This window comes from Emergencia timonensis (assembly GCF_900086585.1).
Classification (GTDB): domain Bacteria; phylum Bacillota; class Clostridia; order Peptostreptococcales; family Anaerovoracaceae; genus Senimuribacter; species Senimuribacter timonensis.
The window spans coordinates 616,940-641,093 of record NZ_FLKM01000008.1 but is presented as its reverse complement, the minus strand read 5'-3'; the positions used below and the strand labels follow the sequence as shown (position 1 = coordinate 641,093).

Annotated in this window: 20 protein-coding genes and 2 pseudogenes; 6 read left to right on the top strand and 16 right to left on the bottom strand. The window is 46.6% G+C overall.

Features of this window, described 5'->3' with window-relative positions:
* Window positions 1–201 precede the first annotated feature (201 nt).
* The 10 genes and pseudogenes from BN6539_RS04195 to BN6539_RS04155 all read right to left on the bottom strand — a co-directional run.
* Window positions 202–1,545: pseudogene (locus BN6539_RS04195) on the bottom strand (VirD4-like conjugal transfer protein, CD1115 family); the annotation flags it as partial.
* Window positions 1,546–1,650: 105 nt separating this feature from the next.
* Complete coding sequence (locus BN6539_RS04190) at window positions 1,651–3,468, bottom strand: reverse transcriptase domain-containing protein (RefSeq protein ID WP_025491731.1); 1,818 nt, start codon at window positions 3,466–3,468, stop codon at window positions 1,651–1,653.
* Between the two features lie 580 nt (window positions 3,469–4,048).
* Window positions 4,049–4,534, bottom strand: a pseudogene (locus BN6539_RS04185) (VirD4-like conjugal transfer protein, CD1115 family); the annotation flags it as partial.
* Window positions 4,531–5,031: a PcfB family protein gene (locus BN6539_RS04180; protein ID WP_002569244.1), complete on the bottom strand. Its 501-nt coding sequence runs from the start codon at window positions 5,029–5,031 to the stop codon at window positions 4,531–4,533. The gene BN6539_RS04180 and the pseudogene BN6539_RS04185, both read right to left, overlap by 4 nt.
* Before the next feature lie 89 nt (window positions 5,032–5,120).
* Window positions 5,121–5,867 carry a BRO family protein gene (locus BN6539_RS04175; protein ID WP_067534325.1) on the bottom strand — a complete coding sequence of 249 codons (747 nt, stop codon included), beginning with the start codon at window positions 5,865–5,867 and terminating at the stop codon, window positions 5,121–5,123.
* 36 nt (window positions 5,868–5,903) lie between these two features.
* Window positions 5,904–6,782, bottom strand: a complete 879-nt coding sequence (locus BN6539_RS04170) for a DUF6017 domain-containing protein (RefSeq protein ID WP_002569246.1) — start codon at window positions 6,780–6,782, stop codon at window positions 5,904–5,906.
* Between the two features lie 67 nt (window positions 6,783–6,849).
* Entirely contained in the window at window positions 6,850–7,044 is a 195-nt protein-coding gene (locus BN6539_RS21760; protein WP_008818008.1) for a hypothetical protein, read from the bottom strand.
* Window positions 7,045–7,066: 22 nt separating this feature from the next.
* A complete protein-coding gene (locus BN6539_RS04165; protein WP_002569247.1) occupies window positions 7,067–7,339 on the bottom strand; it encodes a DUF5720 family protein in 273 nt (90 codons plus the stop codon).
* 11 nt (window positions 7,340–7,350) lie between these two features.
* Complete coding sequence (locus BN6539_RS04160; protein WP_002569248.1) at window positions 7,351–8,280, bottom strand: ParB/RepB/Spo0J family partition protein; 930 nt, start codon at window positions 8,278–8,280, stop codon at window positions 7,351–7,353.
* Entirely contained in the window at window positions 8,237–9,058 is an 822-nt protein-coding gene (locus BN6539_RS04155) for a ParA family protein (protein WP_002569249.1), read from the bottom strand. Before BN6539_RS04155 ends, BN6539_RS04160 begins: the two co-directional genes overlap by 44 nt.
* Before the next feature lie 688 nt (window positions 9,059–9,746).
* Between BN6539_RS04155 and BN6539_RS04150 the strand changes: the two genes are divergently transcribed.
* Window positions 9,747–11,105, top strand: coding sequence for an acetyl-CoA hydrolase/transferase family protein (locus tag BN6539_RS04150; RefSeq protein WP_067534322.1), 1,359 nt, complete (start codon window positions 9,747–9,749; stop codon window positions 11,103–11,105).
* 66 nt (window positions 11,106–11,171) lie between these two features.
* On the opposite strand, the gene BN6539_RS04145 is transcribed toward BN6539_RS04150, so the two are convergent.
* A complete protein-coding gene (locus BN6539_RS04145; protein ID WP_067534318.1) occupies window positions 11,172–13,610 on the bottom strand; it encodes an ABC transporter ATP-binding protein/permease in 2,439 nt (812 codons plus the stop codon).
* A 4-nt stretch (window positions 13,611–13,614) separates the two neighbouring features.
* Window positions 13,615–15,900: an ABC transporter ATP-binding protein/permease gene (locus BN6539_RS04140; RefSeq protein WP_067534315.1), complete on the bottom strand. Its 2,286-nt coding sequence runs from the start codon at window positions 15,898–15,900 to the stop codon at window positions 13,615–13,617.
* A 156-nt stretch (window positions 15,901–16,056) separates the two neighbouring features.
* Between BN6539_RS04140 and BN6539_RS22250 the strand changes: the two genes are divergently transcribed.
* From BN6539_RS22250 to BN6539_RS04120, 4 genes are all read left to right on the top strand, one after another.
* Window positions 16,057–16,656, top strand: coding sequence for a hypothetical protein (locus tag BN6539_RS22250; protein ID WP_207645076.1), 600 nt, complete (start codon window positions 16,057–16,059; stop codon window positions 16,654–16,656).
* A gap of 323 nt (window positions 16,657–16,979) precedes the next feature.
* Entirely contained in the window at window positions 16,980–17,261 is a 282-nt protein-coding gene (locus BN6539_RS04130) for a CD3324 family protein (RefSeq protein WP_067534311.1), read from the top strand.
* A 168-nt stretch (window positions 17,262–17,429) separates the two neighbouring features.
* Complete coding sequence (locus tag BN6539_RS04125) at window positions 17,430–17,984, top strand: DUF1062 domain-containing protein (protein WP_067534309.1); 555 nt, start codon at window positions 17,430–17,432, stop codon at window positions 17,982–17,984.
* A 73-nt stretch (window positions 17,985–18,057) separates the two neighbouring features.
* A complete protein-coding gene (locus BN6539_RS04120) occupies window positions 18,058–18,321 on the top strand; it encodes a hypothetical protein (RefSeq protein ID WP_067534307.1) in 264 nt (87 codons plus the stop codon).
* 42 nt (window positions 18,322–18,363) lie between these two features.
* Here BN6539_RS04120 and BN6539_RS04115 read toward each other — a convergent pair whose 3' ends face one another.
* From BN6539_RS04115 to BN6539_RS04100, 4 genes are all read right to left on the bottom strand, one after another.
* Complete coding sequence (locus BN6539_RS04115; protein WP_067534304.1) at window positions 18,364–18,906, bottom strand: YgjV family protein; 543 nt, start codon at window positions 18,904–18,906, stop codon at window positions 18,364–18,366.
* 419 nt (window positions 18,907–19,325) lie between these two features.
* Window positions 19,326–20,717, bottom strand: a complete 1,392-nt coding sequence (locus tag BN6539_RS04110) for a Na+/H+ antiporter NhaC family protein (protein ID WP_067534301.1) — start codon at window positions 20,715–20,717, stop codon at window positions 19,326–19,328.
* A 24-nt stretch (window positions 20,718–20,741) separates the two neighbouring features.
* Window positions 20,742–21,482, bottom strand: a complete 741-nt coding sequence (locus BN6539_RS04105) for a sulfite exporter TauE/SafE family protein (protein ID WP_067534298.1) — start codon at window positions 21,480–21,482, stop codon at window positions 20,742–20,744.
* 2 nt (window positions 21,483–21,484) lie between these two features.
* Complete coding sequence (locus BN6539_RS04100) at window positions 21,485–22,435, bottom strand: dimethylarginine dimethylaminohydrolase family protein (RefSeq protein ID WP_067534295.1); 951 nt, start codon at window positions 22,433–22,435, stop codon at window positions 21,485–21,487.
* Between the two features lie 194 nt (window positions 22,436–22,629).
* Between BN6539_RS04100 and BN6539_RS04095 the strand changes: the two genes are divergently transcribed.
* Window positions 22,630–24,009, top strand: coding sequence for a sigma-54 interaction domain-containing protein (locus BN6539_RS04095; RefSeq protein ID WP_082907351.1), 1,380 nt, complete (start codon window positions 22,630–22,632; stop codon window positions 24,007–24,009).
* Window positions 24,010–24,154: the final 145 nt, after the last annotated feature.

The following is a 24,154-nucleotide window of genomic DNA, read 5'->3' as shown; positions in this document are numbered from 1 at the left end:
ATCTGATTAAAAAATAGGTTTGTCATGTTTCATAGGCATACAAAAGCCGGAACAATCTGCCGCCCGGTTTCTGGGGGCATGATTCCGGCTGTCCTCCTTTTTCATTATTTTTCTTGCGATTGTCCGCTTTGTACGCCAATGGCCCGTAGAGGGCAGGTGCGGCGAATAGATAAGATCACTCCTTTCAAAAGCGGAACGAAGTTAAGCGCCCTTTGTGTCTACTTCATATACATCGCAGACCTCATTGGGCTTGAGTTTCAGCCTTGCGGACAGGAATGCTTCAATGTCAAAAGCGTTCTTGTCATCGGCGTCGGCAGTGTACTTGAAATTGGGGTGCTTGGTAATGTCGTACTTATCCGAAAGGAAAGGACGCACGCCACGCAGCTGGAGGATGCACTTGTTTCCGTCCATCGTCGCAAGCTCATCCTGGCTCATCAGCTCTTTCCCCAATTTTTGATAGTTGAGAGAGTGGGAGGTTTCCCGGCCACGGCTCTCTCCGGTGTTGTAGGTGTCGATGGTTTCCTTGCCCAGCACGGCAGCCAGCTCCTTGAGGGTGGTTGGCTCCTTACCGCCCAGGAAGATGGAAGTATCCATGTTGCCGATGATGGTATCCGCATTATCCTTATAGAGCGCCTTGAGCTGACTCTGCGCCTGCAACACCAGACAGGCGGAGATCTCACGGCTTCGGATAGTGGCCACCAGTTTTTCCAGACGAGGAATCTGCCCGATATTGGCGGCTTCATCAATGAGACAGCGCACATGGACTGGGAGCCTGCCGCCATACACATCGTCGGCTTTTTCGCAGAGCAGGTTGAAAAGTTGGGTATAGCACATGGAAATAAGGAAGTTGAAGCTATCGTCAGTATCACTCATGATGAGGAACAGGGCAGTTTTCCGGTCTCCCAGAGTGTCCAGCTCCAGCTCATCATAGGCCGTGACCTCACGCAGCTCTGCAATGTCGAATACCGCAAGGCGCGCACCACAGGAAATCAGGATCGACTTGGCTGTTTTTCCAGCGGCCAGCTTATATTTCTTATACTGGCGCACCGCAAAGTGGTTTGGCTTCTCGGCTTCCAATGCGTCAAACATCAGGTCTACGGGGTTTTTGAACTCCTCGTCATCCTCCCGGACTTCCATGGCGTTGATGAACTCAATGAGGGTGGAGAAGTTCTGCTCCTCCACCGGAGCCTCATAGTGGATATAGCCAATAAGCGCGCAGTACAACAGCGTTTCTGCTTTTACCCAAAAATCGTCTCCGGCCTTGCCTTCGCCTTTGGTATTGGCGATCAGCGTTGTGACCAGCTTCAAGATGTCCTTTTCGCTATGGATATAGGCGAAAGGGTTATAGTGCATTGATTTTCGGAAGTTGATGGTATTTAGGACCTTGATGCGGTATGGCTCATAAATGACCTTGCCGTGCTTATCCTTCATGGGCTTTCCGTCCTTTCCCAGTTTGGGTGCGCCCCTTTGGAGCATTTTCCCGCACTCCACCAAAATGGTTCCCTTCGGGTCTGTGACCACATAAGAACTGTGCATCTGCATCAAATATGAGGTAGGCACCCTGCGCCTTGCTGACTTTCATCAGTAGGTTTCAGGGAGCCGCCTCCCAAACCGGACGTACACCTCTCAGCGTATCCGGCTTTCCATGAATCACCTTGATTCTTTGGTTTCGTGTAAGAGTTCAAAGCAGTCAGGGCAGAGAGCCAGAGATTTTCTTCTCATTTTCAGCATTTTCTGCTCAAATATATCCCTGCCTTTCAGCGATTTCAGCGTTCTTACGTGGTGCATACATAAATAGTCTGCATGTTCCCCGCAAATCTCGCATACTCCGGCCTTTATGCGGTTTACTATCGTGTGCCTGCTGTCATATTTCCTATAACTCGGCATAACGTCTGCCACATTGTCATAGCCGTCGCTGTGCTTTCTGAATCCATCATGGTAAAATTCGCAGTATTTACGTCCCTTAGTTGTATCGTATGGGATTCTCAGTACTCCGTTTACCATGTGCCGCTTCTTAATAACACTGACATTCGTTCTGTGCTTTCCTGCCAGAGTTTTTAACATGCTGTACCGCACCATGTAGTAATACTTGTGCAATGCGCCTACGTTTTCTGCTATCCGATAGAAGTTATATAACCCTCGAATTTCGGAATTGAAAGTAGACACAATCTCTGCATCGCTGCGGTTCATCAGGTCTTTCCTTGGCATAGGCCGCCACATTTCTTTGCCTGTGTCATTGTTGCGTTTCACCTGTATCGCTCCCCGTTCCATCGCTTTTTTAATCCATTTTTCTTTCGGCATATACAGGAATACTTTTCCATACCACACCCGTTTCATGTCGCCGTTTTTACAACGCTTCATGTTCTTGGAATGGATTACTTTGAAATCGTACCCCAGATAGCGTACCGGCTTACTGGAATGGGTGACTTTCGTCTTTTCCTCGGACATTTCCAAATGCAGTTTTTCTTGGAGAAAGATTTTTACATCTTCCTTGATTTTTTCTGCGTCCTTTTTGGAGCCGATAACGCCAATTACAAAATCATCGGCGTAACGGTTGTACTGGATTTTCTTGAAGCCCTCCTCAAACGGATTGTAATAGTGCTGATCCATCTTCTTCCTTCTGGAATCCTTAAATTCTTTTACCAGTTCAGGAGTTGATTTTTCTGCGCCCATTAACGCTTTACGTGCCTTTCTGTATCTCCGGGACGCCCGCTCGTATTCTCTGGTCGTCCTTCTGCGTTCTGGCTCGCAATCATACTTTTCTTTGTATTCCTGCATATAGTTGTCCAGTTCGCTGAGGTAGATGTTTGCACATATCGGACTGATACCGCTGCCCTGCGGAACACCGGAGTAGGTGCAGTTGTACTGCCATTGTTCCATATATCCGGCTTTCAGGAACTTCCAGATTAGACCGATAAAAGCCTCGTCTGAAATCCTTTTCCGCAGTAATTCAACCAACACATGATGGTCGAAGTTATCAAAGCACGCCTTAATGTCTCCCTCGACAATCCATGTAACACCTGTGAAGTTTTTCTTCACTTGCGTAAGTGCCGTGTGACAGCTTCTTTTTGGTCTGAAACCGTGTGAATTGTTGCTGAATGTCGGCTCATAGATTGCTTCAAGAATCATTCTGACCACTTCCTGCACTAACTTATCATCAGTAGAAGTGATTCCCAACGGGCGAAGTTTCCCGTTCTTTTTAGGAATGTACTTTCTTTTTGCAGGCTTTGGCTGATATGTCCTGTTGCGTATGGATTCAATAATCCGGTTAATTCTCGGCAGGCTCATGTTGTCCAGCGTCTGCCCGTCTACCCCCTGCGTCATGCTCCCCTGCGATTTCGCAATGTTCGCATATGCAAGGAGATAGAACTCTGGATTGTATAGGTTGCGATATAATCTTTCATATTTGTTGTTACTTACACTTGCCTTTTCTTCAAGGCTTTTCAAGACATGAATCGGATTTCTCATAGTGTCTCACACACCATCCTTTCTGTTTTGAAAATGATTCACTGTTCCCCTTTGCCATGTAGACGGCTTTCCCGTCCGCAGACTACTATGGGAACTCTGTTGCCATGGTGAATATTCAGAACCCCGCATTTCAGCGTTTTCATAGCCTTTCGGCATTTCACTTTAGGCAATCCCCGTTTAGTACGGTATAAACAAGCGTTCCACGTTGTCGGTATGTGACGTTCGCCTTTTTCCACTTTCCCGTGGCTGAACCTGCTCCGAGTATCAGCAGCCGCATAGCCAAACAATGCGACTGTCAGGAACACTGACGAGTACAACCTCTCTACGTCAGGGGTACGCTCTTGGTCCCGATTTCAGGCTGTCATTCAAGCAGTCTAGCTTCCATCCTCATACGTGGATTTTCATTCCGTCACGCCGGCGCTTCTGAGGCTTCAGCGCCCCGTGTCCTCCGTCATGCTATGGTCGCCCTCCGGTTTCCCTTTTGGGGTAAGACGGGGAATGATAGGTTGCGGCACAATGCCGCTTGATACTTTTACCTACTACTTGCTCAAGGTAGGATTTATACCGCCCTTACGGGCGCACTCGGTTTGAGCCAGAAGCGGGTCTTACCGGAACCGGAGCCGCCGATCACCAGCACATTTTTGTTTCTGGCGGTCTTTGGGTCCTTGGGTCGGCTGTTCATGGTCAGGCTTTCGGTTTTTGTGAGAATGACATTGTTCTGGAACACCGGGTCGATGTAGGGAGCAATATCCTCACGGGTCCCCCAACGGGCAGAGCCATACTCCATACCGTGACGGTACTTCTTGGCGTTTTTACTTTTGAGGTACACCGCCAGACGCAGGCCAGCACCGCAGCACAGCCCCACCAGCAGATCCAACGGGTGCAGGCTGGGCCAGAAGCTTTGCAGCGCCCCAGGCAGGACAGCAAACAGAGAAAGGAATTTCTCTGAAGCATTTGCCCCCTGAGCCAATCGCCATGCCTCCCCGAAGTTGGTAGCAAACAGCCCCATCAGGAGATAGGGCAGGTTCAGCAAAACGAGCTTTTTGGTGTCAAACTGCTTTTTCATCGTTCCAGCTCCTTTCGCTTGGTGCGGTCCACCACGGCATTTTTGACCATCTCTTTGAACTGACTGAGTTTTGCCAGCACAGACGGGCGTTCCGTTTTCTCGGCCTTCTTGACCTTTTTGCTGGTGTACTCGGTAAATGCAGCGGTCAGCGCATCGGCGTCACGGCCTTTGAAAAAGATCAGGTACTTGGGTGGGGAGCTGCTGCGGTCTTTCTTCACCGCATAATCCACACCATATTTCCGGGCGATCTTCTCAAATTCCTTGATGGAAGGGTCTGTGATCTCGATATTGGAGATCCCCTGATTCTGACCAATGAGCTGCTTGACGGTCTGTTTTCCGTGGGGTGTCACAGGAGCATCACGGCTTCTTTTCTTTTGCAGCTTCTTTTCCTTGCAGTGGGCCATGTACTTGCTGATGGCGGCTTTGAGCAGCCGACCGGTGAACTTTGTTCCGCTGACAACCAGCGTTAAAGTCCTGTTTTCCACTTCTTCCTGCATTTTCATCGCCTCCTTTCCACAAAATGTGCAGGGGTGGTGCACTTCTTTCTAAGGCGGGACCACCAGCCGCCGGAGAAAATAGTGATTTATCATATCACCATCAGGATACTGTCTCGCAGTTCGGCAAAATACAGCTTGCCTTGCGGTGTTATCAGCGTATAAGAACCGGTATGTCCGTGATTGCAGTAGTCCTTTACACAAAACAGCCCTTCATTGGCTGGCTTTACATAGGGCAGTACATTGCCGGACGCAGTGCGGTACACAAAACGCTTTTCCAGAAGAAATCGGACAAAGCGGCGTTCCGGTACATCAAGCTCTTTGGCAGTAGTTCTGAGATTGGTGCTATGCTCCAAATCAATGAACAGGTCATAGAAAGCGGCTTTACCCTCCAGCTGTGCGTTTGCTATGCGCAGAGATACATTCTCCTCTCGCTCAGCCAGAAGATCCGAGCAGAGCTTGAGCAGCGCCTCCGGTGAAGTAGCTACTTCCCATAGCTTTTCTTTTGTGAGATAGGCCCCATGCTTGCGAATGGTAGGAAGAACCTCGTCAAAGACCCATTGCTCAAATCGTTCTGCTGATGGCAATTTACTGTGGACAATCAAACGATACAGATTTCCTTCACTGATGAATTTAGCTTTCTGTTCACGCCCCAAATTATCGGTGAGGTGGTAAAACGCCACCCCATCTTCTCTGCAATGTGTCTTTAGGGCGTTTACTGTATCTTTGTATCCCAGCGATTTTGCAACATCAGCGCCGCAGAACAGGTATTTCCCATTTTCCTCGACTATTCGAATGCTTCCAAACTCTGGACTATTGAAAATTTCAATCTGATTCATGCTGTGCCTCCTTTGGTGTAATACAAAAGCGGCTGATTACCAGCCGCCTGCGTGCATATCGTGATTTACCAGTGAAGTGTAGTGGTTATTCATGGTGGTAGGAGCGTTGAACAGCACTGCAAGCAGGTACTGCTTGATGTTGCGTACCTGGGTGGTGTTCTTTTGCAGACAGTCCATGACAAACTCGATGTGAGAGCTGTCCAGCTTCAAAAAGCGGGAGCGTACAATCTCGTGAGGAAAGTCCGCGCCAGAGATCCGGGTGGTCTTTCGTTTGGCACAGACCGTTTCTACCAACAGCTCTACAATCTCATTCAGGTCATCCAGGTAGAGAGGATAACGCTGCTTCAGACAGTCATACTCGATATTCTCCAAAATCAATTCCCGATAATTTTCTATCTCTGTGACAGACATCGCATCCCTTCCTTTCCGTTCCGGCGGTATTGCCGCCGCTGTTTCCCGGAAGGGAATGGAATCGGTATTTGATCCATGAGTATTTTGTTTTTGGGTATTTGATTTCTTAGTATTTAATTGTGTTGGATTTTCCGGTAACGGATTTACCGCTGACGGGTTTACCGTTATCGGGTTTTCCGACGACGGCTTATCCAACATCGGTTCTCCCTCGATGGGACGCTCAAAAATGGTATACTCATTGGCTGCGAATTTACCAGAAGCATCAGTTGTCTGTCTGCGCCGAATGTATCCGGCTGTTTCAAGCTCATTGACAGCAGAGCGGATTGCATCTTTGCTTTCTCGATTGATATAGCTGAGTCCTGACAGCGTATAATCCCAGTCATCTGGCAGAGATAACATCTGCGACAAGAGACCCTTTGCCTTCAAAGAAAGCCGTTTATCCTTTAGATGGAAATTGCTCATAACCGTGTAATCGCCAGTGCGTTCTACACGAAAAACAGCCATTTACTTCACTCCTTTCATTTCTCAGGTATGAAAAAAGCCGCAATTCATAAGAGAATTGTGGCAGCGGTTAGGGTCTGTCTGTATCTTTTTTCTTGCGTCGGTAGGGGCGTTTTGGCATTGGTGGTTTATCAAACAGATCCCTTTCCTGAGAAAATGGTAAGGTTTGAAAAACACGGTCAATCTCGGTGGATTCCATATCACGCTGTGAGCGGCAATCTTCTTGAATAGCTTCTCGGATTTCTCTTACAGTACACATATTCATTCCTTTCCTTTCGTTGTATCGGTTATGAACGACGGTGTTTTTTAGGCTTGAAGTCGATGATATGCCCCTCAATAACATGAGCATATCTCTTAATTTTGATTTCTCGACGCTGCTGGCTTTGCAGAGCTGACTGATACCCGTCCTCTGTGAGAAAAAGCCTCATTTCGTCACCGGGTTCTCCATAAGCAGTAGGGCGCAAGACAGTAAACTCAATCATCCAGCAAGTGCTGTCCCAAAATCGCTCCACTGCAAGAATGTTGTGGCCTTTCAGCTCCCTTGCTGCAATATCTTTCATAGGCTCTCCCTTCATCGTTCCTGATCTCGTTGGCGTTTTTTCTGCCATTGTTCCAGCAGTTTAATAATGGTTTCCTGCATTTTGGCCGGTGTATAGCTTTTGGGGAAATACTTTCGCAAGGTATCGCTGCTCAAGGTCACTTTATCCAGATCACTCTTTTTTTCCTCTGACATGATGGCAAGCATCACATCTTCTGACAATTTCCCATCCTGGCTGAACTTTTTCATTCGCTGAGCCTGAGAGAGAGAAGGGGTAGCCTGCTCATAGTCCATTGTTTCCACCAGCATTTGCTGTTCGTCCGGTTTCAAAAAAGAGAGTTCGTAGGCTGGATTAAATGCGATTTTCTTTTCATCCACCATATCCAAAAGCTCTGGAATCAGCTCAGTCAAACGAACATATCGCATTACCTGGATACCGCTTCGTTCACCGGCTTCTTTTGCCACCTGGTCTCTGGCGCTCAACTTCTGTTCAACTTGAACAGAAGTCAGGTCTGTTCTTGCTCCTTGATGTTTAATGGCTTCCAGCTTCATTTTGTAGGCAAAGGCCCTTTCACTGGGGAGCAGATTTTCTCGCTGCAAATTGCTGTCAACCATAATAATTGTGGCAGCATCGTCATCCAAGTCGCGCACAATGACAGGCATGGTTTCTTTTCCGGCCAATTCGCTGGCTCTGCGGCGTCTGTGACCGGCTACCAGCTCATAACCGCCATCAGGCAGTGATCTGGCAATCGCAGGAACCAAAACTCCATACTTTTTGATACTGTCTGCGGTTTCTATCATTGCATCATCATCCTTGACCTTGAAGGGGTGATCCTTGAACGGATGCAGTTCAGATAGGGGAATTTCCTGAATTTTTTCCAGTTGCTCGTCTTGCCGACTTTCTTCAGTAGAAAACAGGTCATCTACTGAGGCCAGCTCTATTTTTTTCGCGCTGCTTTTCAAGTTTCAATACCTCCTTCGTCAGATTTTTGTAGCCCTCAGCCACTTTGCCATTAGGATCATGGGCATAAATGCTTTTTCCTTCAGCACTGATTTCTTTAGCCCTGACAGAATGAGGAATTTCTGATGTAAACACCTTGATCTTACTGCCATAGGTTTCGCGCAGGAGAGCGGAGATTTCTTTGGCAAAATTGGTTCGGCTGTCTACCATCGTCAGCAGAATCCCATCAATTTGCAGCTTGGGATTGATTTGTCTGCGAACCTTATTGATAGTTTGCAAAAGCTGCTCCAAACCTTTAGCGGGAAGATACTCTGCCTGGACGGGGATTATAACCCTATTAGCGGCAGCCAGTGCATTGACCGTAAGCATACCCAGGGAGGGCTGGCAATCAATAAGGATATGAGAGTATTGCCCCTTCAGCGTGTCCAGATATTGTCGCAGAATGGTTTCTCGGCTCATAGCGTTTACCAGAGATACCTCCATACCAGATAGCTGGATGTCCGCAGGCATCAGGTCTACGCCCTCAGGGTGGTGCAGGATACCCTCGCCGGGACGAATTGGTTCATCCATCAAAATACGGCCCATAGCGTCTGACAGTGTAAAGGGCAGCTTGTCAGGTTGGGGATTGCCCAAGCTGATGGTCAGGCTTCCCTGTGGGTCTCCGTCAATCAGAAGGACTTTCTTCCCAGACTGAGCCAGACCAATTCCAAGATTGGCACAAGTGGTTGTTTTGCCGACACCACCTTTTTGGTTGGCTATGGCAATAATCTGTGTATTCATGATTTCACCTCATTTCTTTCTAAGTTTAGATATGAAAAAAGTGCCTGCTCTACCTTTCCTGGGAAAGATAAAACAGGCACTTTTACTGGCTCAATACCTCTTGTAATGAGCCTCTATGTATGGTAGACTATGTCCACGAGACCATAAATATAATTAAGTCCCGACGGGAATTGAACTTTTGGCTAACGCTAAAATTCGCGCCTTTGCAAACAGAGTGCAAACAATAGGGGGCTAAAATCCTTTGTTTTTGCTTGATTTTGCTTGTACGAGGTTTACAGTGAATGTGGAGAAATGCCTTGATATAACTGCATTTTCTTTATCTCCGTTGATAGGGAATATATGCACTGGGTCCATCTCCTAAAGCGTCATTGCCAGTTCGATTCTGGCCGGGGATACCAGCAAAAGCCGTCTAAACTTTTAATGTAATGTTTAGGCGGTTTTTCTTTTGCGTTGTAATCTCTTGCTAAATACCAAATTATAGAATATGTTTCATAAAAAAGCCAGAACTTTATGAATTTAAGGTTGATTACCTAACGGTAATGTAGTAAAATGTGAAGAGCAATTGTTAAAAAGTAAACAAACAGTTTTCTGCAAGGTAAACGCCTTGTTTTATAAGGAAATATCGCCGCCAGACGTTATTTCCTATTTATTAGATAAAAATAAGTATGTGTTAAAAGGAGAAGATCTAATGTATAAGGTTTCCACACTCGCAGACGAGTACAAGAAGAAATTAGTCACAGCAGACGAGGCCGTCGCCATCGTAAAGCCGGGTGACAGAGTCCACTACGGAACAGGCTGCGGCAGCCCCGTAGACCTGGATGAGGCCATGGCAAGACGCGCCGACAGCCTGAAAGACGTACATATTCTAAGCTGTATCACCATCAGAAAAGCGCCATCCAAGCTTTATCTGGCGACCCAGTCCAATGACCAGGTTCGTTTTGAATCCGCTCATTTCAGCGGCGCAGATCGCAAGATGTGCAAAGAAGGAAGGTGCTGGTACATCCCGATGAACTTTAACGAACTGCCATCTTACTGGGTAGGCAACGACTGCGGTATCGACGTGGCCATGTTCCAGGTAACGCCGATGGATCAGAACGGCAACTTCAACCTGGGGCCTCAGGTCTCTGATATGAGAGGCGTTATCGAGGGTGCCAAAAAAATCATTGTCGAAGTCAACGAGAATATGCCCCTCGCACAAGGGTTCCAGACGCAGGTCAACCTGGCAGATGTGGACTATATCGTGGAAGGCTCCAATGAGACTCTGGCAGAGCTTCCAACAAAGGGAGCTACCGAGATCGACAGACAGATTGCAGCACACGTAGTAGAAAGAATCAGCAGCGACAGCACTCTCCAGTTAGGTATCGGCGGACTTCCGAACTGCATTGGACAGATGTTGGCTGACTCCGATGTCAAGAACATCAGCGGCCATACAGAAATGCTGGTCGACGCTTACGTGGAACTGTTTAACGCCGGAAAACTGACCAACAACAAGGCCATCAACAAAGGTTCTTTAGTTTACACCTTTGCAGGCGGCACAAAGAAATTATATGACTTCATTGACGGCAATCCGATCTGCTGCAATGCGCCAGTAGACTATGTCAATAATGTAGATGTCATCGCCAGCATGGACAATTTTGTCTCCGTTAACAGCTGTATCCAGGTAGACCTCTACGGGCAGGTATGTTCCGAGTCTGGGGGATATCAGCAAATCAGCGGAACTGGCGGTCAGCTTGATTTCGTCATGGGTGCGTATCACTCAAAGGGCGGCCAGAGCTTTATCTGTACCCCTTCTACAAGAACCCTCAAAGACGGAACGAAGGAGTCTCTCATCGCACCAGTGTTGACACCGGGTTCCATTGTAACGACACCGAGAAGCGCTACCCACATGATCGTTACGGAATACGGCGTTGCCAATCTGAAAGGAAAATCCACTTGGGAGCGTGCAGAACTTCTGATCAACGTTGCACATCCTGATTTCAGAGAAGACCTGATCAAAGCAGCAGAAAAGAATGGAATCTGGAAAAACACCAGCAAATGCACATTCTAAAATATATCTCAAACCAAAAGAAGCTTCGGGCGGAATTCCGTCTGAAGCTTCTTTTGTTGAATATGACTAATTTACATCGTTTCTGGCGAGGATTTCTGCCGGTGTGTTTCTCATGGTGCTGAAAACAGGAAGCAGTCCTGCGACCAAGTTAAACACCGCCACGATAGCAAAACTGATCAGGAACACTGCCGGATTCATCAGGTATTGTTCCCCGATCATCGGCACCTTGGATATTCCGTTCAGTATATATGCCATGATCACCATGGCTGGCAAAGTGGTCAGCGTGGTCAGAGCGATGACCTCTCCGACGAACATCTTGTAGATGTCCTTTTTCTTCAGGCCGATGGCCCTCAGTACACCCACTTCTTTGATGCGAGACAAGAAAGAAGATCTCAGCATCAGGTAAATCTCTATGAGCGAGATCAGCAAAATGATTCCGCATACCAGCAGTGTCGCCATGACCTGCTTTTTGATGCTGTCGATATATTGCTCTCTGCTGTTCTCATAGTTATCTGTGACTTTGATATTCCGGTCGGATAGCTGCGCAAAAGTCTCCGACTTATCCTTTGGCGAAAGAATCATGCTCTGCTGACTGTCGATATAATAGTATTTAGCCATCTTCGCAGTCACATAGATATCGTTCCTCTGGCGCTTGTCAGAATAGTAACCGCAGACGGTCAGCTTTTTGCCGTTGATCTTCATGTCCAGGTCGCTGCCGATAGCGGCTTCAAACCGATGGTTTTCGTTGATCAAAGCCTCATAGTCGTTTTTCGGCGCATTGCCGCTGGTAATCTGTAAATCTTTGCTGTCCTTCATCAGATCATAATTGACTACTTGATCTTCTGTGTTTTCCACATCCTCCATGCTCTGGCCTTCCTCGGCTCCCTGAGATGGCTGATTGCATAAGATGTCGATGAAGAGGTCCTTATCCGTATATATGGACGGACTTCCCTGGTCGGTGATCCCAGCAATGGTGAATTCGCCCAAGCGATTCAGTTCTAATTGTCGACCGACAAAATCCTCGTATGTGGATATGCCCACCTGCTGTACCTCATATTTTCCGAGAATGCTGTCAATGACCATTTTGTCGATGACGATTCCCCTCTCACTGTCAGCAGGCTTTCCGGCAACCAGGCTGTCTTTTTTAACCATATCAATGTCTGAGAGTGAACCGCTGACCATGGTCATAGCGCCTGCCGATTGGTAGTAATCGTCCATCGGCATGATGAAATTGGCATTGGAGTCTCCTGGCAGAACGTAGTCCACACCTGCCAGCTTTTCATATTTTTCATAAAAAGCCGGGCTCAGCTTTGCCGTGTTGATGGTCAGGTAGTTCTGATTGACCTGGACAAATTTGTCATCGGTGACGTTGGTAATCCCAGCAATATTGCTGACTGCATAAATTGCAAACATGGAAGCCAAAACGAACCCCAGTAAGAGGATCTTTTTGATGACGGAATAGGAAAAAATCTTCTTATATCCATTGATCAAAAGCGTTCCCAAGTTAAAAATGGAAGTATAGTGAGGCTTAAAGCTCTCGTCAATCAGCTTGTCGTAATCGAACTCGTAGTCCTCATAGATGTCCTTTGATATCTTTTTATAGTGATCGTCAATCAGTTCCACGGCATCAGAGCCTTCTCCCAATCCCTTCGGCGTCTCTAAATAGATATTGTTGTTTCTGACGACAACCTTAATCTCCAGAGGCGCGTCCTCTTTGTCACTGAAGAATCTGACTTTCACATTGTCCTGCACCAACTCCTTCTGAACAGGCATATCCTGCAGATAGATTTTGTTCTCCAGTCTGTAGTCCAATTCATCGTCGTGTGCATTCTCCTTGTCGCTGACGATCCTGCCGTCTACAATCTCAATAATTCTCGATGCGTAGAACTCTGCAATTTCTCTCTCGTGAGTGACCAAAATGACCAGCTTCTCCCTGGAAATCGCTTTGATGATGTTCATGATTTCTATGGTATTTTTGCTGTCCAGATTTCCCGTCGGTTCATCGGCGATGATGATTTTCGGGTTCTTGACGATGGCGCGGGCGATGCCGACTCTCTGCCGCTCGCCCCCGGAAAGCATCTTTGCCGGACGGTTCTTGTACTTGTCGATGCCCACTCTTTTCAGAATGTACATGACCCGCTCTTCGATTTCCTTCTTATCCTTGATCCCCATCATCTTCAGCACCAGAGCCACATTTTCAAAGACCGTGTCGTCTTCAATCAGGTTATAGTTCTGGAAAATATAGCCGACGCTGACATTTCGGATCTCGTCTTTTTTGCCGTTGGACTTTGTCGTAATCCTATCGTCGTCAATATAAATTTCCCCGCTGTCTACCTTGTCAAGACCGCCGATGGCGTTGAGCAGCGTGGTCTTTCCACAGCCGGAGTTGCCCAGGAAGGTGACCAGCCCTTTGTTCTCTAGTTCGATGGAGGTATCGTTGATGACGTGAATCTCATTGCTTTTTTTCTTATTGAAATACTTGTTTACCTTTACTAATCTGATCATCCCGTTACACCTCCTCTTTGTATGCGTTCATGGCAGTTTTCTTAAATAACTGTCTCGCATATCTCGCCGCCAGCAAAATAGCCATCAAGCACAGTACCACATAGAGAATGACATAGTCTCCTGTCGTCAGAAAGGACAGCATTTCATTCATCGAGGTATTCTGCAGCAACGATTTGCCTTGGAAATTCCCTACCTTTATGATTCCTATGACTCCAATGCAGAAGAAGAACGCGATGTTAAACACTGCAAACAGCTCGGTCTTCAGCAGAGAACTGCAGTTAGCCTTCGTCGCACCCAGCATTCTGATCGTAGAGAAGTAGACGTTTCTCGACTTCAAAATCAGCTTGGTAATAAAATACGTGATGAAGAAGAGCACCAGCAGCATCGCTACCAGCATGATGGTCCTCAGCGTCTCCTGAATGATGTCAAATCCTTGGGAATAGCTGATCAGGCCGTCGTTGACATGAAACGTATTAAATCCTGCTTTTTGAATCTTCACAGCGGTCTCTTCTGCCGTCTTATAATCGCTGACGATTACGCTGGACTGGAAGTTTCCTTTGTTAAACATTTTGCCGTAGTCCTCTGGGTTAATGAACAAAGTGCCGCTGATGGCGTCAAAATCGTCCCGATCCAGATAATAGCTCAAATTGCTCTTATTGTATACCGCGCCGACTTTGAACTGGAACGTATCTTCGAAGTACAGGCTCTTGTTGGTCAGTTTCAGTTCTTTGCCTACAGCGCCGGATTCTGCCATGGCATCCACATCCTCTGGCACGTATATCTCTCCTTTTGGAACCTTTGAAGAGGCACGGATCGGCATAACCCCGGCCGCAGAATTTCCCTCGGCAATGTGATTTGCCAGTTCGATTTCCTGTGTACAGTAACGTTCAAGAGCGGCCAGCCTGATATTTGCCATAGTATCGTCATTGACACACAAATAGCCTTCCAGGTAGATATCGCTCTCTTCCATGGCCTTTTGCTGCTCCTCGGTCATATATCCATAGCCTACTATTTTTATTTTATCTTTTATAATTGCATTGCCGCTGTTTTGATCCATGACTTCGGCTTTTTTGTCCATGATTACATCCATGTATTGCGCGGCATACTGGTCCCGCGGGCAGATCATAATGGCTTCGTTGCTGTTTTTCGGCATCCTGCCTTCTTCCAACTGGTCTGCATAATCCGCTGCTTCTCCTAGCTTTGTCGTCACATAATACTCGCCCTTCTCGCTGTCGTCGGTCACGTTGGTCACAAGATCAAGGAGCAAGTCATATTCTACGATCTTATCTACGTTATCAATTTGCTTTATCTTCGCATAATCCGCATCAGTGAATTCCCCTCCCCCTGGTTTTGTCACAAGGATGCGGTCCTTATCGGTATCTGAGAAGTAGTTGTTATAACCCCCAGTGGTCATCTCTCCCATGTACATAAACGAAGAATACTGTGCAAAGACTGCGGAACACAGGAAGATGAACACCACCAAAAGGAGCAGAAACTTCGCCGGGATATTAAAGGTATTTCGTACACCCAGCCTGACCATACTGCCAAAAGAGAGGGAGTCTGCTTTTGCAGTCTTTATTTCTGTTTCTTTTTGGTCTGCCTGTATGGCGGTCACTCGCAGCCGCTTGTCTTCTGCCACTCTGCCGTCATGCATGGCGATTTTTCTCGTCACATAAGGTTCCACCTGGTCATAATTGTGAGTTACGACAATAATCAGCTTATCCTTTGACAGTTGGTGAAGCAGTTTGATAATCTCTGCCGCCGACTGGCTGTCCAAGTTTCCTGTCGGTTCGTCAGCCACGATAATCGGCGTCTCCTTGGCCAGCGCTCTGGCAATGGCCACTCTCTGCTTCTGACCGCCGGACAGCTTGGAAGCCTTGGTTTTCTCATAATCTGACAAGCCGACTTGCTCGATAATCTCTCTGACTCTGCCAGGAATCTCACTCTTGTCGTATCCGCTCATCAAAAGCACCAGTTCTACGTTCTGGTACACTGTATAACTGTTGATCAAGTTAAAAGTCTGAAAGATGCTGCCTATATATTTCTTGCGGTACTCTTCCAAATCCTCCTTGGAAAATCCACTGGTAGGCTGCCCCATGATATACATTTCGCCCTCTTCGTAAGAATCCAGTCCGGAAATTACGTTGAGCAGGGTGGATTTGCCGCTGCCGCTCTCACCAGTGATCGCGACAAATTCGCCAATATCAAATTCCAGGTCCACTTTGCTGAATCCTGTGGATACCAGCCCGTTCCCAGAGTAGAATTTTGATACACGTTCTAATCTTAACATTTTCGTTCCCCTTTCTTTAGATACCATCTTAATATAGCATACGAAAGGAACAAAAATCTACGAAAGTTGACGAAGTTTAAGAAACGTAAGAGAATTGTAAGAAAATCGGAAATAACGGAATCAAAGATTCCTATTTCCTTATGTCCTAGCTTCGCTATGACAACAGCCAAGGTAGATTTTCTTGATACTCCGGCAGCTTGCTGCCTTCGTATGAAGAAATCACAAATAATGGAATCAAAGATTCCTATTTCCTTATGTCCTAGCTTCGCTATGACAACAGCCAAGGTAGATTTTCTTGATACTCCGGCAGCTTGCTGCCTTCGTATGAAGAAATCACAAATAATGGAATCAAAGATTCCTATTTCCTTATGTCCTAGCTTCGCTATGACAACAGCCAAGGTAGATTTTCTTGATACTCCGGCAGCTTGCTGCCTTCGTATGAAGAAATCACAAATAATGGAATCAAAGATTCCTATTTCCCTTTGTCGCAGTTTCACTGCGACTACAACCAATGTGGATTTTCTTGATACTCCGGCAGCTTGCTGCCTTCGTATGAAGAAATCTCAAATAACGGAATTAAAGATTCCTATTTCCCCATGTCGCAGTTCCACTGCGACTACAACCAATGTGGATTTTCTTGATACTCCGGCAGCTTGCTGCCTTCGTATGAAGAAATCTCAAATAACCGGAATCAAAGATTCCTATTTCCCTTTGTCGCAGTTTCACTGCGACTACAACCAATGTGGATTTTCTTGATACTCCGGCAGCTTGCTGCCTTCGTATGAAGAAATCTCAAATAACCGGAATCAAAGATTCCTATTTCCCTTTGTCGCAGCGAGGCTCTGGCAACCATCAAGTCTCATTTTCTTTTCGTAATTAAAAATGGGGTTTTCCTATTCCTCTTACCATGTTAAAATAAGTTTTATTACAAATATATTTAGAACAAGGAGGCTGACAATTTATGCTTAATCCTATCGTTATGGCCGCGTAAGCAAGACTATCGCAGCCGTTAGGAATGAAATACGTGTTGTAGATAGTGCTTGCTCTTCCCGTTGAAACACTAAAATGAGGAGCGCGAGATGGGCTATAAGAAAGCAACACACATACTGCCGCAGGACTTGCTGGAAAAAGTGCAAGAGTATGTAGACGGAGAATTCCTCTACATTCCAAGAATTTCTGACAACAAAAAGAACTGGGGTGAAACCACGTCAATCCGTCAGGAACTGAAGGAGCGAAATAGGCAAATCTTTGCAGATTACCAGGCTGGAGAGCAGATGGGCTCATTGGCTGAGAAATATTTTCTATCTCTCAAGAGTATCCAGCGAATCGTCGGACAGTTAAAAAAACAACAAATTGAATGAATGGATCTGCTGTTCAGATAGATTAAGACTCTATCCGGACAGCAGTTTTTCTTTCGCAGCGATAACAATTTCCATGATTTATGAGTATAAAAGCGCCTCTTTTCCCATTTTTATTTATGAAGAAAGTATGAGGTCGGAATTGCCATACTGCCATGCTACACTTGACTCATGAAAAAAGTAACTTGGAAAATACAATATGATTCAACACCTCTAGTCCATCGCCACTGCAAAAAATGCGGCAAAAAAACGCGCTTTAAATCCTCTGACCAATTTCGCATCAATGCACAGCGGCAATATCTGGACATATGGTTAATCTACAAATGTACAAAGTGCAATACGACTTGGAATGCAACAATCTTTTCTCGCATTTCTCCGCAAGCTTTGACTTCAGAACAACTCAATCAATTTCAGGAAAATGATCAAGCCCTGGCCAGAAACTATGCTTTCGACTTTGATCTGCTCCGCAAGAACGGGGCGGAATACGAGCTGCCTGCCTTTTCAATCGTCGGCGATGACATCGGCACTGGAGAATCTGCCGAAGTGAAATTGATCAGTGAATATATCTTACCGATCAAAGTCTCCACACTGCTTAGGAAAAAATTGCACCTTTCACAAAAATCTTTCAGAGAGCTAGTCGAAAACGGACGGATCAAAGATGCCTCCGGCCAAAACCTGTTAAAGAGCAAATTAAATGGGGAAACCACCATCATATTCCTTCCGTGAGGACAGGGCATATTTCCGCGAGCAACAGAATAAAATGATGTCAGTGACTTTTACGAAAGGATGTGATTAAATCATGAATAAGTTGCAAAAAAAGCAGCAAATGGTACTGTCCATCATTATTCTCTGTCTCGCTGTCTGTTTCCTGCTTTCTAAACTCCTCCTGTCGGAGCAGCGCTTTATCTACTCTGCTGTCCTGATCGGTGCAGTCTTCATCTCTATTTCTGTCTATATTGCTGCAAAGCAGCTCCGCCATGTAAAGCACGGCAAAGCCCAGCTTCTGATGATGTTCCTGTCCACTTTTCTTGTCGCCGCAGCAGTCCTTTATTTATACAGATAAGGGCTGCTGCATTTAGTTCGATCCTAATGCCGCAGCCCCACTTTATCTTTTTTGAAATTCGGAATCTGGATCCCCCATCGCTTTCCAGCCATAGCGGTAAATGGAAAGGAGTATGGAACCCAGGGTAATGCTTTCATTGAGCACGCCGCCCCATGAGCCGACAAGGATATCGTATATGAGCCAGCATGGAGAAGCACATGCCAAATTTGACAAACGAATTTTTTGTGCGTTATTTGTCCAATACCCGACATTGCTGGCAATCAATGCCGCAAAGGGCAGCAGGCTGATCGCACCCTTCCATGTGAAAGCGAGGATCACTATGCATACTGCTGATAAAATCGCAATCCATCCTTTCCATCTGACCCACGCGTATTTGTCATACCACATCAACAAGCCGTTTCGAAACATGATGACCATCAGGTTCAGACAGCCGCTCAAGGCATTTAACAGGAAAAATTGCAGGCAAAACAGCGCGCTGCCCAATATCTGACAAAAAAACAACGCTCGATTGGATTTTATCTGATACGAAAAAATAAACAGCAGTACGCCGATATATCCAATTGCCTGAATCAGTATGTCCATCATAATCTCCTAATATATACACATTACTTCCTGCGGATGCATTTGTCAAGTGATCTTCGTGCTGATCCAAAGCACTGCCACAAACAAAACGGTGTAAACCATGCTTTTTAAGCTATACAGCGCCGTTTTCCAAGCGTCCAAGGGTAAATTTCACAGAAATCAGTAGGAAAAATGTCGGTTTCTATACTATATTTTATGATATAATAATATAACTATTTATAAAAACCGCTCGGTTTTGATCAAAACTCGCGCATTTCGGATGGTTCATCCGTGGAATAGCTCTCATGCTGCCAAAAATGCGGCGCATTGATACCAAAAAAAGCGCATTTGCGCCGCCATTGCTGATTCACTACAAATGGCAATCAGCTTTATACGTAATTAAGCGAACAAAACGGCGGCCACACGGCCGCCGCTTAACCTTTTTACATAATAAATCCGACAACAATGTACAGCACAGCAGAAATCAGTGCTACTGACAACGTATATGGAAATTGACTTCTGATATGTTCCGCGATGCCACATTTTGTCGCCGAACATGCCACGACAGTCGTATCGGAAATTGGCGATGACTGATCTCCAAACAGGCCGCCGCTCCAAACCGCGCCTGCAAGAAGTGGAATGCTGGTGCCCATGGTGAACGCCATCGGCATGACGAGAGGCAGAACTACAGCCATCGTTCCCCAGGAACTTCCAGTGGAGAAAGAGATAATCAAGGCGATGATAAAGGCGATGACTGGAAGCAGCGCCGGACTCAAAATACCAGAGAAGGCATTAGCCAGGTATTCGCCTGTTCCCAGGGTCGATACCAGGTCACCCAGACCCAGAGCAAAGGTCAGAATGATGATAATCGGAAGCATGCCTACCCAGCCCTCATACAGCGAAGCGCTGGCTTCCTTAAAGGTCATCACTTTCTTTGCCAGAATCATGACGAACGCGATGGCAATGCCGGACAATACACCCCAAAGGAACGATCTCATGCCGGCTCCATTTAAGATATTCCCATCGCCAGTGATGTACATGCCGATGATGGTGACGGCGATCATCGCCGCTACTGGCAGAATCAGCAGCAGACAGGTTGTCGTCTTTTCATCTGCACCCTTTTCGTAAACGCCGCTGGCCTTTGCCAGTTTGTCTTCCTCAATCACACGCAGTTCCGCTTTTTTCATCGGTCCAAAGTCAAAGCCGGTTAAAATCATAATCGGCACGATTGTCACTGCGATCACCACATAAAAGGATAGCGGTATGGATTTGATCATCATGCCCGCCGCACCTTCAACGCCCGAATTCTCCAGCACGCTGATCATGTAAGCGCCCCAACTGCTTAAGGGAATCAGCGCGCAGACTGGTGCGGAAACGGTGTGCACGATAAAGGCCTGCTTTTCAGGGGAAGTCAGATACTTGTCGTTGACCGGTTTCATGATGGAACCGGCGATCAGACTGCTCATATTTGCAGAAACAAACACGATGATGCCGATGAGCCAGGTGATGAAATTAGCGGATTTCTTTGATTTGATCAGAGATGTCCTTACTGTCAGAAAGTCGATAAAACCGTTGACGCCTCCTGCTTTCTGAATCAGCAGAATCATGCCGCCCATCAGAGAAATCGCCAGCATCGTCGTCAGATTGCTTCCATCGGCAAAGACCGTTTCGACAGATTTGATGATGCCGTCCACACCAGAGAGGATATTGCCGTCAAAGATAATGACATTCCCTATAAAAAGTCCCAGCAGCAGCGACACATAGACGTTCTTCGTCGTAAGAGCGAGTCCTACTGCGACAATCGTAGGGACAATTGATAAAATTCCATATTCCATTTTTTGCTCCTTTCTTTCCTTGATTTAAATGATCATAAAGATTGCGGAACCCATCAGCACACAGTGAACCGCTACCGAAAAAGTTCTCTGGTTAATTTTTTTTAATACGAAACCACCCGCAATTGCGCCCGCGATGACTGCTGGCAGCAGCATCAGGCAGACCCCTGCCGAGACACTTGTCATCTGACCAGAAACAATATACTTGCCCAGAAGAAAGGTATTCAGCACTGCCCAGTAGCCGCAGACGGTGCTGCGCAGCGCATCCTTATCCTCGATGGTCTTATTCAGGTATGCGATCAGCAAGGGGCCGCCGATACCATAGGCCGACTGCAGGGCTCCGCTTCCGATCGGATAAAGATAGTGCCAAAGTCTCAGTCCCTTCTTCTTTTTCCCTTTGTATATTCCATGAAGCTCATAGGCAGAGTTCACGATGATGAACAAGCCCAGACAAATTTTAATCAGCCCTTCAGAGACGTGAGCGAGCAGATAGTCAGCCGAAATCGGTCCAAAGAGAACCGCCAGGGTCAGCACGATCATCAGCTGTCGAACATTTATCTTCTTTCTCTGACGAATCAAAATGAAGATGGACTGTGCCCCTGTAAAAAGCCATGCCGCTGGCATGAAGACTTCTCTCGGCAGTACGAGCAGTGCAAAGGGAAGGCAGAAGATGGCCGCGCCAAATCCTGTAATCTGTTGTATAAAATAGCCCAGGAAGAAAATCACCAGCAAGAAGATTGACGGCAGTAAGGTTGGCATGTCGTTCATCGCTATCCCCTTTTCAGGAAAGCAGTGCAGCAGTGCATGCCGCCCCACGCTTTGACAACTTCGTCGTATTCTACCACATGAACTTTGACGCCGTTACTCTCCAAAATTTCCCTGGATCTGTCGTTGCCTGCCGGCATGACAATTTCCCCGGGTCTGATCGCGACAAAATTGACGCCAAAGCCTTCTTTGCACTCCCTGGTATCCGGGCACTCCAGAATCCTGTAGCTCTTTTTCTTCATGGCGTCAACCACGCTGTATGGAACCTGGGAGGGATACATGTAGACCAGGTCATGGCTGGCGATGTTGAATACGCCGTCAATGTGCGCCTGCCCGCAAGGCGTCTGCATGTAGATGATCTCTTTGACGCCGATCCGTTTCAGTTCTGCGGCGACTTGCTCAGCGCCCGCCCTGTTGGTTCTTGCACCGATGGCCAAAATCACGGTTTCCCGATCGACCCACATGACATTGGCGCCTTCAAAGTAGCCGTCCGCATTGATGGTCTTGATGATAGGGATGTTCAAGTTGGCAACGGTTCTCGCAACTGCCGTCTCTTCCCCTCTTCTCGCCGCCATGGCCGGCCGGCAGATAATCGCACCTTCCGGCGTCATCAGAAGCAGATCCCTGCAAAACAGGGCATTGGGCCGATCCTTTCTTTGCTCTTCCACGTAATGGACGGCGATACCTTTGCTCCGATAAAAATCCGCCAGTTTATCGTGCTGGGCTCTGAACCGCGCAGGGTCGATCTCCGTGCGGAATCTCACCTCTCGAAAGTTAAAATCATCGACTTCAGCTCCCGGTCTTCGCATCAAAACGGCTTTCAGCTCATCGACCTCTGAATGGCAGCCCCAGTCTCCCCAATATTCAGGCATATCTTCCTCAAACCAGGTTTCTTTTGGGAACCATTTATCTCCGCCTAAGGGGTCAAAGGCCTTCTTCTCTAACGTATCGTGCATATTTTCTTTCTCCTTTCTCATTCTAATGACTTTGCGTATATATGAGCAAAAGCTGTGCCAAGATTTTTTTGTGAAATCTCAAGGTTTTTCACCTGTCAACTCTGCAAAAAGCGCATTTTGTAAAATAATTATTTTCTTCTTGTAAAAAAAGTCTGCACAACTATACTATAGTTAGTAGAGAAAGGAGGCTTTCCGTGTTATCGAAATATATAGAAAAGGCCATGAAGCTCTATAAAAATATCGACGGTCTGGCTGCCGTCGATAAAGAAGGAATCATCAGATATTATTTTAATTACCGGCCCAACATCAACCCGCTTTCCGCGGAAGATGCCTTGAATAAACATGTGCTGGACGTTTTTCCAAGTCTCGACGAGCAGAGCAGCACTTTACTCACTGTACTGCGCACGGGCGAGCCGATTCTAAATTATTTTCAGGAGTACGATAACTGCATAGGTGTGCGGATCAAAGCGATCAATACGACCATGCCGCTGACAGATGCGAACGGTCAGTTGATCGGCGCCATCGACGTTTCCGTTTATATCACCAACGAGCACGACCGCCTCTCCATTGTGCAGAACAAGCCTGCCAACCCCGCCAACTTGTTCACTGCCAGCGATATCATTACCAAAGATGAGCATATGATCCAGCTAAAAGACAATCTTCTCAAAATCGCTTCCACCAGCTCTTCTGTTTTAATTTACGGAGAAACGGGCACGGGCAAAGAACTCTTTGCGCAGTCCATCCACAGCGCCAGTAAGAGGAAGGACGGACCGTTCATCGTGCAAAATTGTTCTGCTATCCCAAATACGCTTTTGGAAAGTATTTTCTTCGGAACCGTCAAAGGGAGCTACACGGGTGCCGAGAATCGCAAGGGGCTTTTCGAGTTGGCAGACAGCGGCACATTATTCCTCGATGAAATCAATTCTATGGATATCAACATGCAGAGTAAAATTCTGCGGGTTCTGGAAGAAAAAAAAGTCAGACGAATCGGCTGCGAAAAGGATGTTGCTTTTGATGTGCGCATTATCTCCGCCGTCAATGAGAAGCCGGAAGTCGTTCTCAATCAAGGAAAAGTCAGGACAGATCTTTACTACCGCCTTTCCCCTGTACAAATTACCATCCCGCCCCTGCGCGAGCGCAAAAGCGATATCCCTTTTTTGACGGATTATTTTATCAATTATTTTAATAAGACGATGCATCGAAATATTTTGGGAATTACGGAGGATGCCCTGGAAGTGCTGAGGAACTATTCTTGGGCGGGAAATGTCAGGGAACTGAAAAACATCATCGAAGGATGCTTCAATATTGTAGATGACGGCTTCCTGACGAGAGAAAACATCCCCGCCTATCTCCTCGCCTCCATCAAGTATTACGAAAATACACCGATAGATGACGACTCAAGGTCGCTGGATCAACGGGTCAAAGCCTTCGAAAAGGATATCATCATCAAAACGCTCACGCAGCACCGCACGCTGTCAGCCGCCGCCAGGGCTTTGTCCATCACCCGGCAGAATCTGCGCTACAAGCTGGAGAAATATGAGATCGATATCGAGAAAATGATAGAGGAGAAGTAGTTATATTTAACTTTGAGACATATTGGACAATATTCTCTTCTAATAAGACAGCGTTCTTCGTTTTTAACAGAATAATTTGAAATTTCCATCAAAATATGTTATACTTAAATATATTTTAACCATATTAGGATAATTCTTCGAAACA

Excerpts from the sequence above, each read along its gene's own strand:
- BN6539_RS04190 (WP_025491731.1), bottom strand. The coding sequence starts at position 3,468 with ATGAGAAATCCGATTCATGTCTTGAAAAGCCTTGAAGAAAAGGCAAGT.
- BN6539_RS04180 (WP_002569244.1), bottom strand. The coding sequence starts at position 5,031 with ATGCAGGAAGAAGTGGAAAACAGGACTTTAACGCTGGTTGTCAGCGGA.
- BN6539_RS04175 (WP_067534325.1), bottom strand. The coding sequence starts at position 5,867 with ATGAATCAGATTGAAATTTTCAATAGTCCAGAGTTTGGAAGCATTCGA.
- BN6539_RS04170 (WP_002569246.1), bottom strand. The coding sequence starts at position 6,782 with ATGGCTGTTTTTCGTGTAGAACGCACTGGCGATTACACGGTTATGAGC.
- BN6539_RS21760 (WP_008818008.1), bottom strand. The coding sequence starts at position 7,044 with ATGAATATGTGTACTGTAAGAGAAATCCGAGAAGCTATTCAAGAAGAT.
- BN6539_RS04165 (WP_002569247.1), bottom strand. The coding sequence starts at position 7,339 with ATGAAAGATATTGCAGCAAGGGAGCTGAAAGGCCACAACATTCTTGCA.
- BN6539_RS04155 (WP_002569249.1), bottom strand. The coding sequence starts at position 9,058 with ATGAATACACAGATTATTGCCATAGCCAACCAAAAAGGTGGTGTCGGC.
- BN6539_RS04150 (WP_067534322.1), top strand. The coding sequence starts at position 9,747 with ATGTATAAGGTTTCCACACTCGCAGACGAGTACAAGAAGAAATTAGTC.
- BN6539_RS04145 (WP_067534318.1), bottom strand. The coding sequence starts at position 13,610 with ATGATCAGATTAGTAAAGGTAAACAAGTATTTCAATAAGAAAAAAAGC.
- BN6539_RS04140 (WP_067534315.1), bottom strand. The coding sequence starts at position 15,900 with ATGTTAAGATTAGAACGTGTATCAAAATTCTACTCTGGGAACGGGCTG.
- BN6539_RS22250 (WP_207645076.1), top strand. The coding sequence starts at position 16,057 with ATGACAACAGCCAAGGTAGATTTTCTTGATACTCCGGCAGCTTGCTGC.
- BN6539_RS04130 (WP_067534311.1), top strand. The coding sequence starts at position 16,980 with ATGGGCTATAAGAAAGCAACACACATACTGCCGCAGGACTTGCTGGAA.
- BN6539_RS04125 (WP_067534309.1), top strand. The coding sequence starts at position 17,430 with ATGAAAAAAGTAACTTGGAAAATACAATATGATTCAACACCTCTAGTC.
- BN6539_RS04120 (WP_067534307.1), top strand. The coding sequence starts at position 18,058 with ATGAATAAGTTGCAAAAAAAGCAGCAAATGGTACTGTCCATCATTATT.
- BN6539_RS04115 (WP_067534304.1), bottom strand. The coding sequence starts at position 18,906 with ATGATGGACATACTGATTCAGGCAATTGGATATATCGGCGTACTGCTG.
- BN6539_RS04110 (WP_067534301.1), bottom strand. The coding sequence starts at position 20,717 with ATGGAATATGGAATTTTATCAATTGTCCCTACGATTGTCGCAGTAGGA.
- BN6539_RS04105 (WP_067534298.1), bottom strand. The coding sequence starts at position 21,482 with ATGAACGACATGCCAACCTTACTGCCGTCAATCTTCTTGCTGGTGATT.
- BN6539_RS04100 (WP_067534295.1), bottom strand. The coding sequence starts at position 22,435 with ATGCACGATACGTTAGAGAAGAAGGCCTTTGACCCCTTAGGCGGAGAT.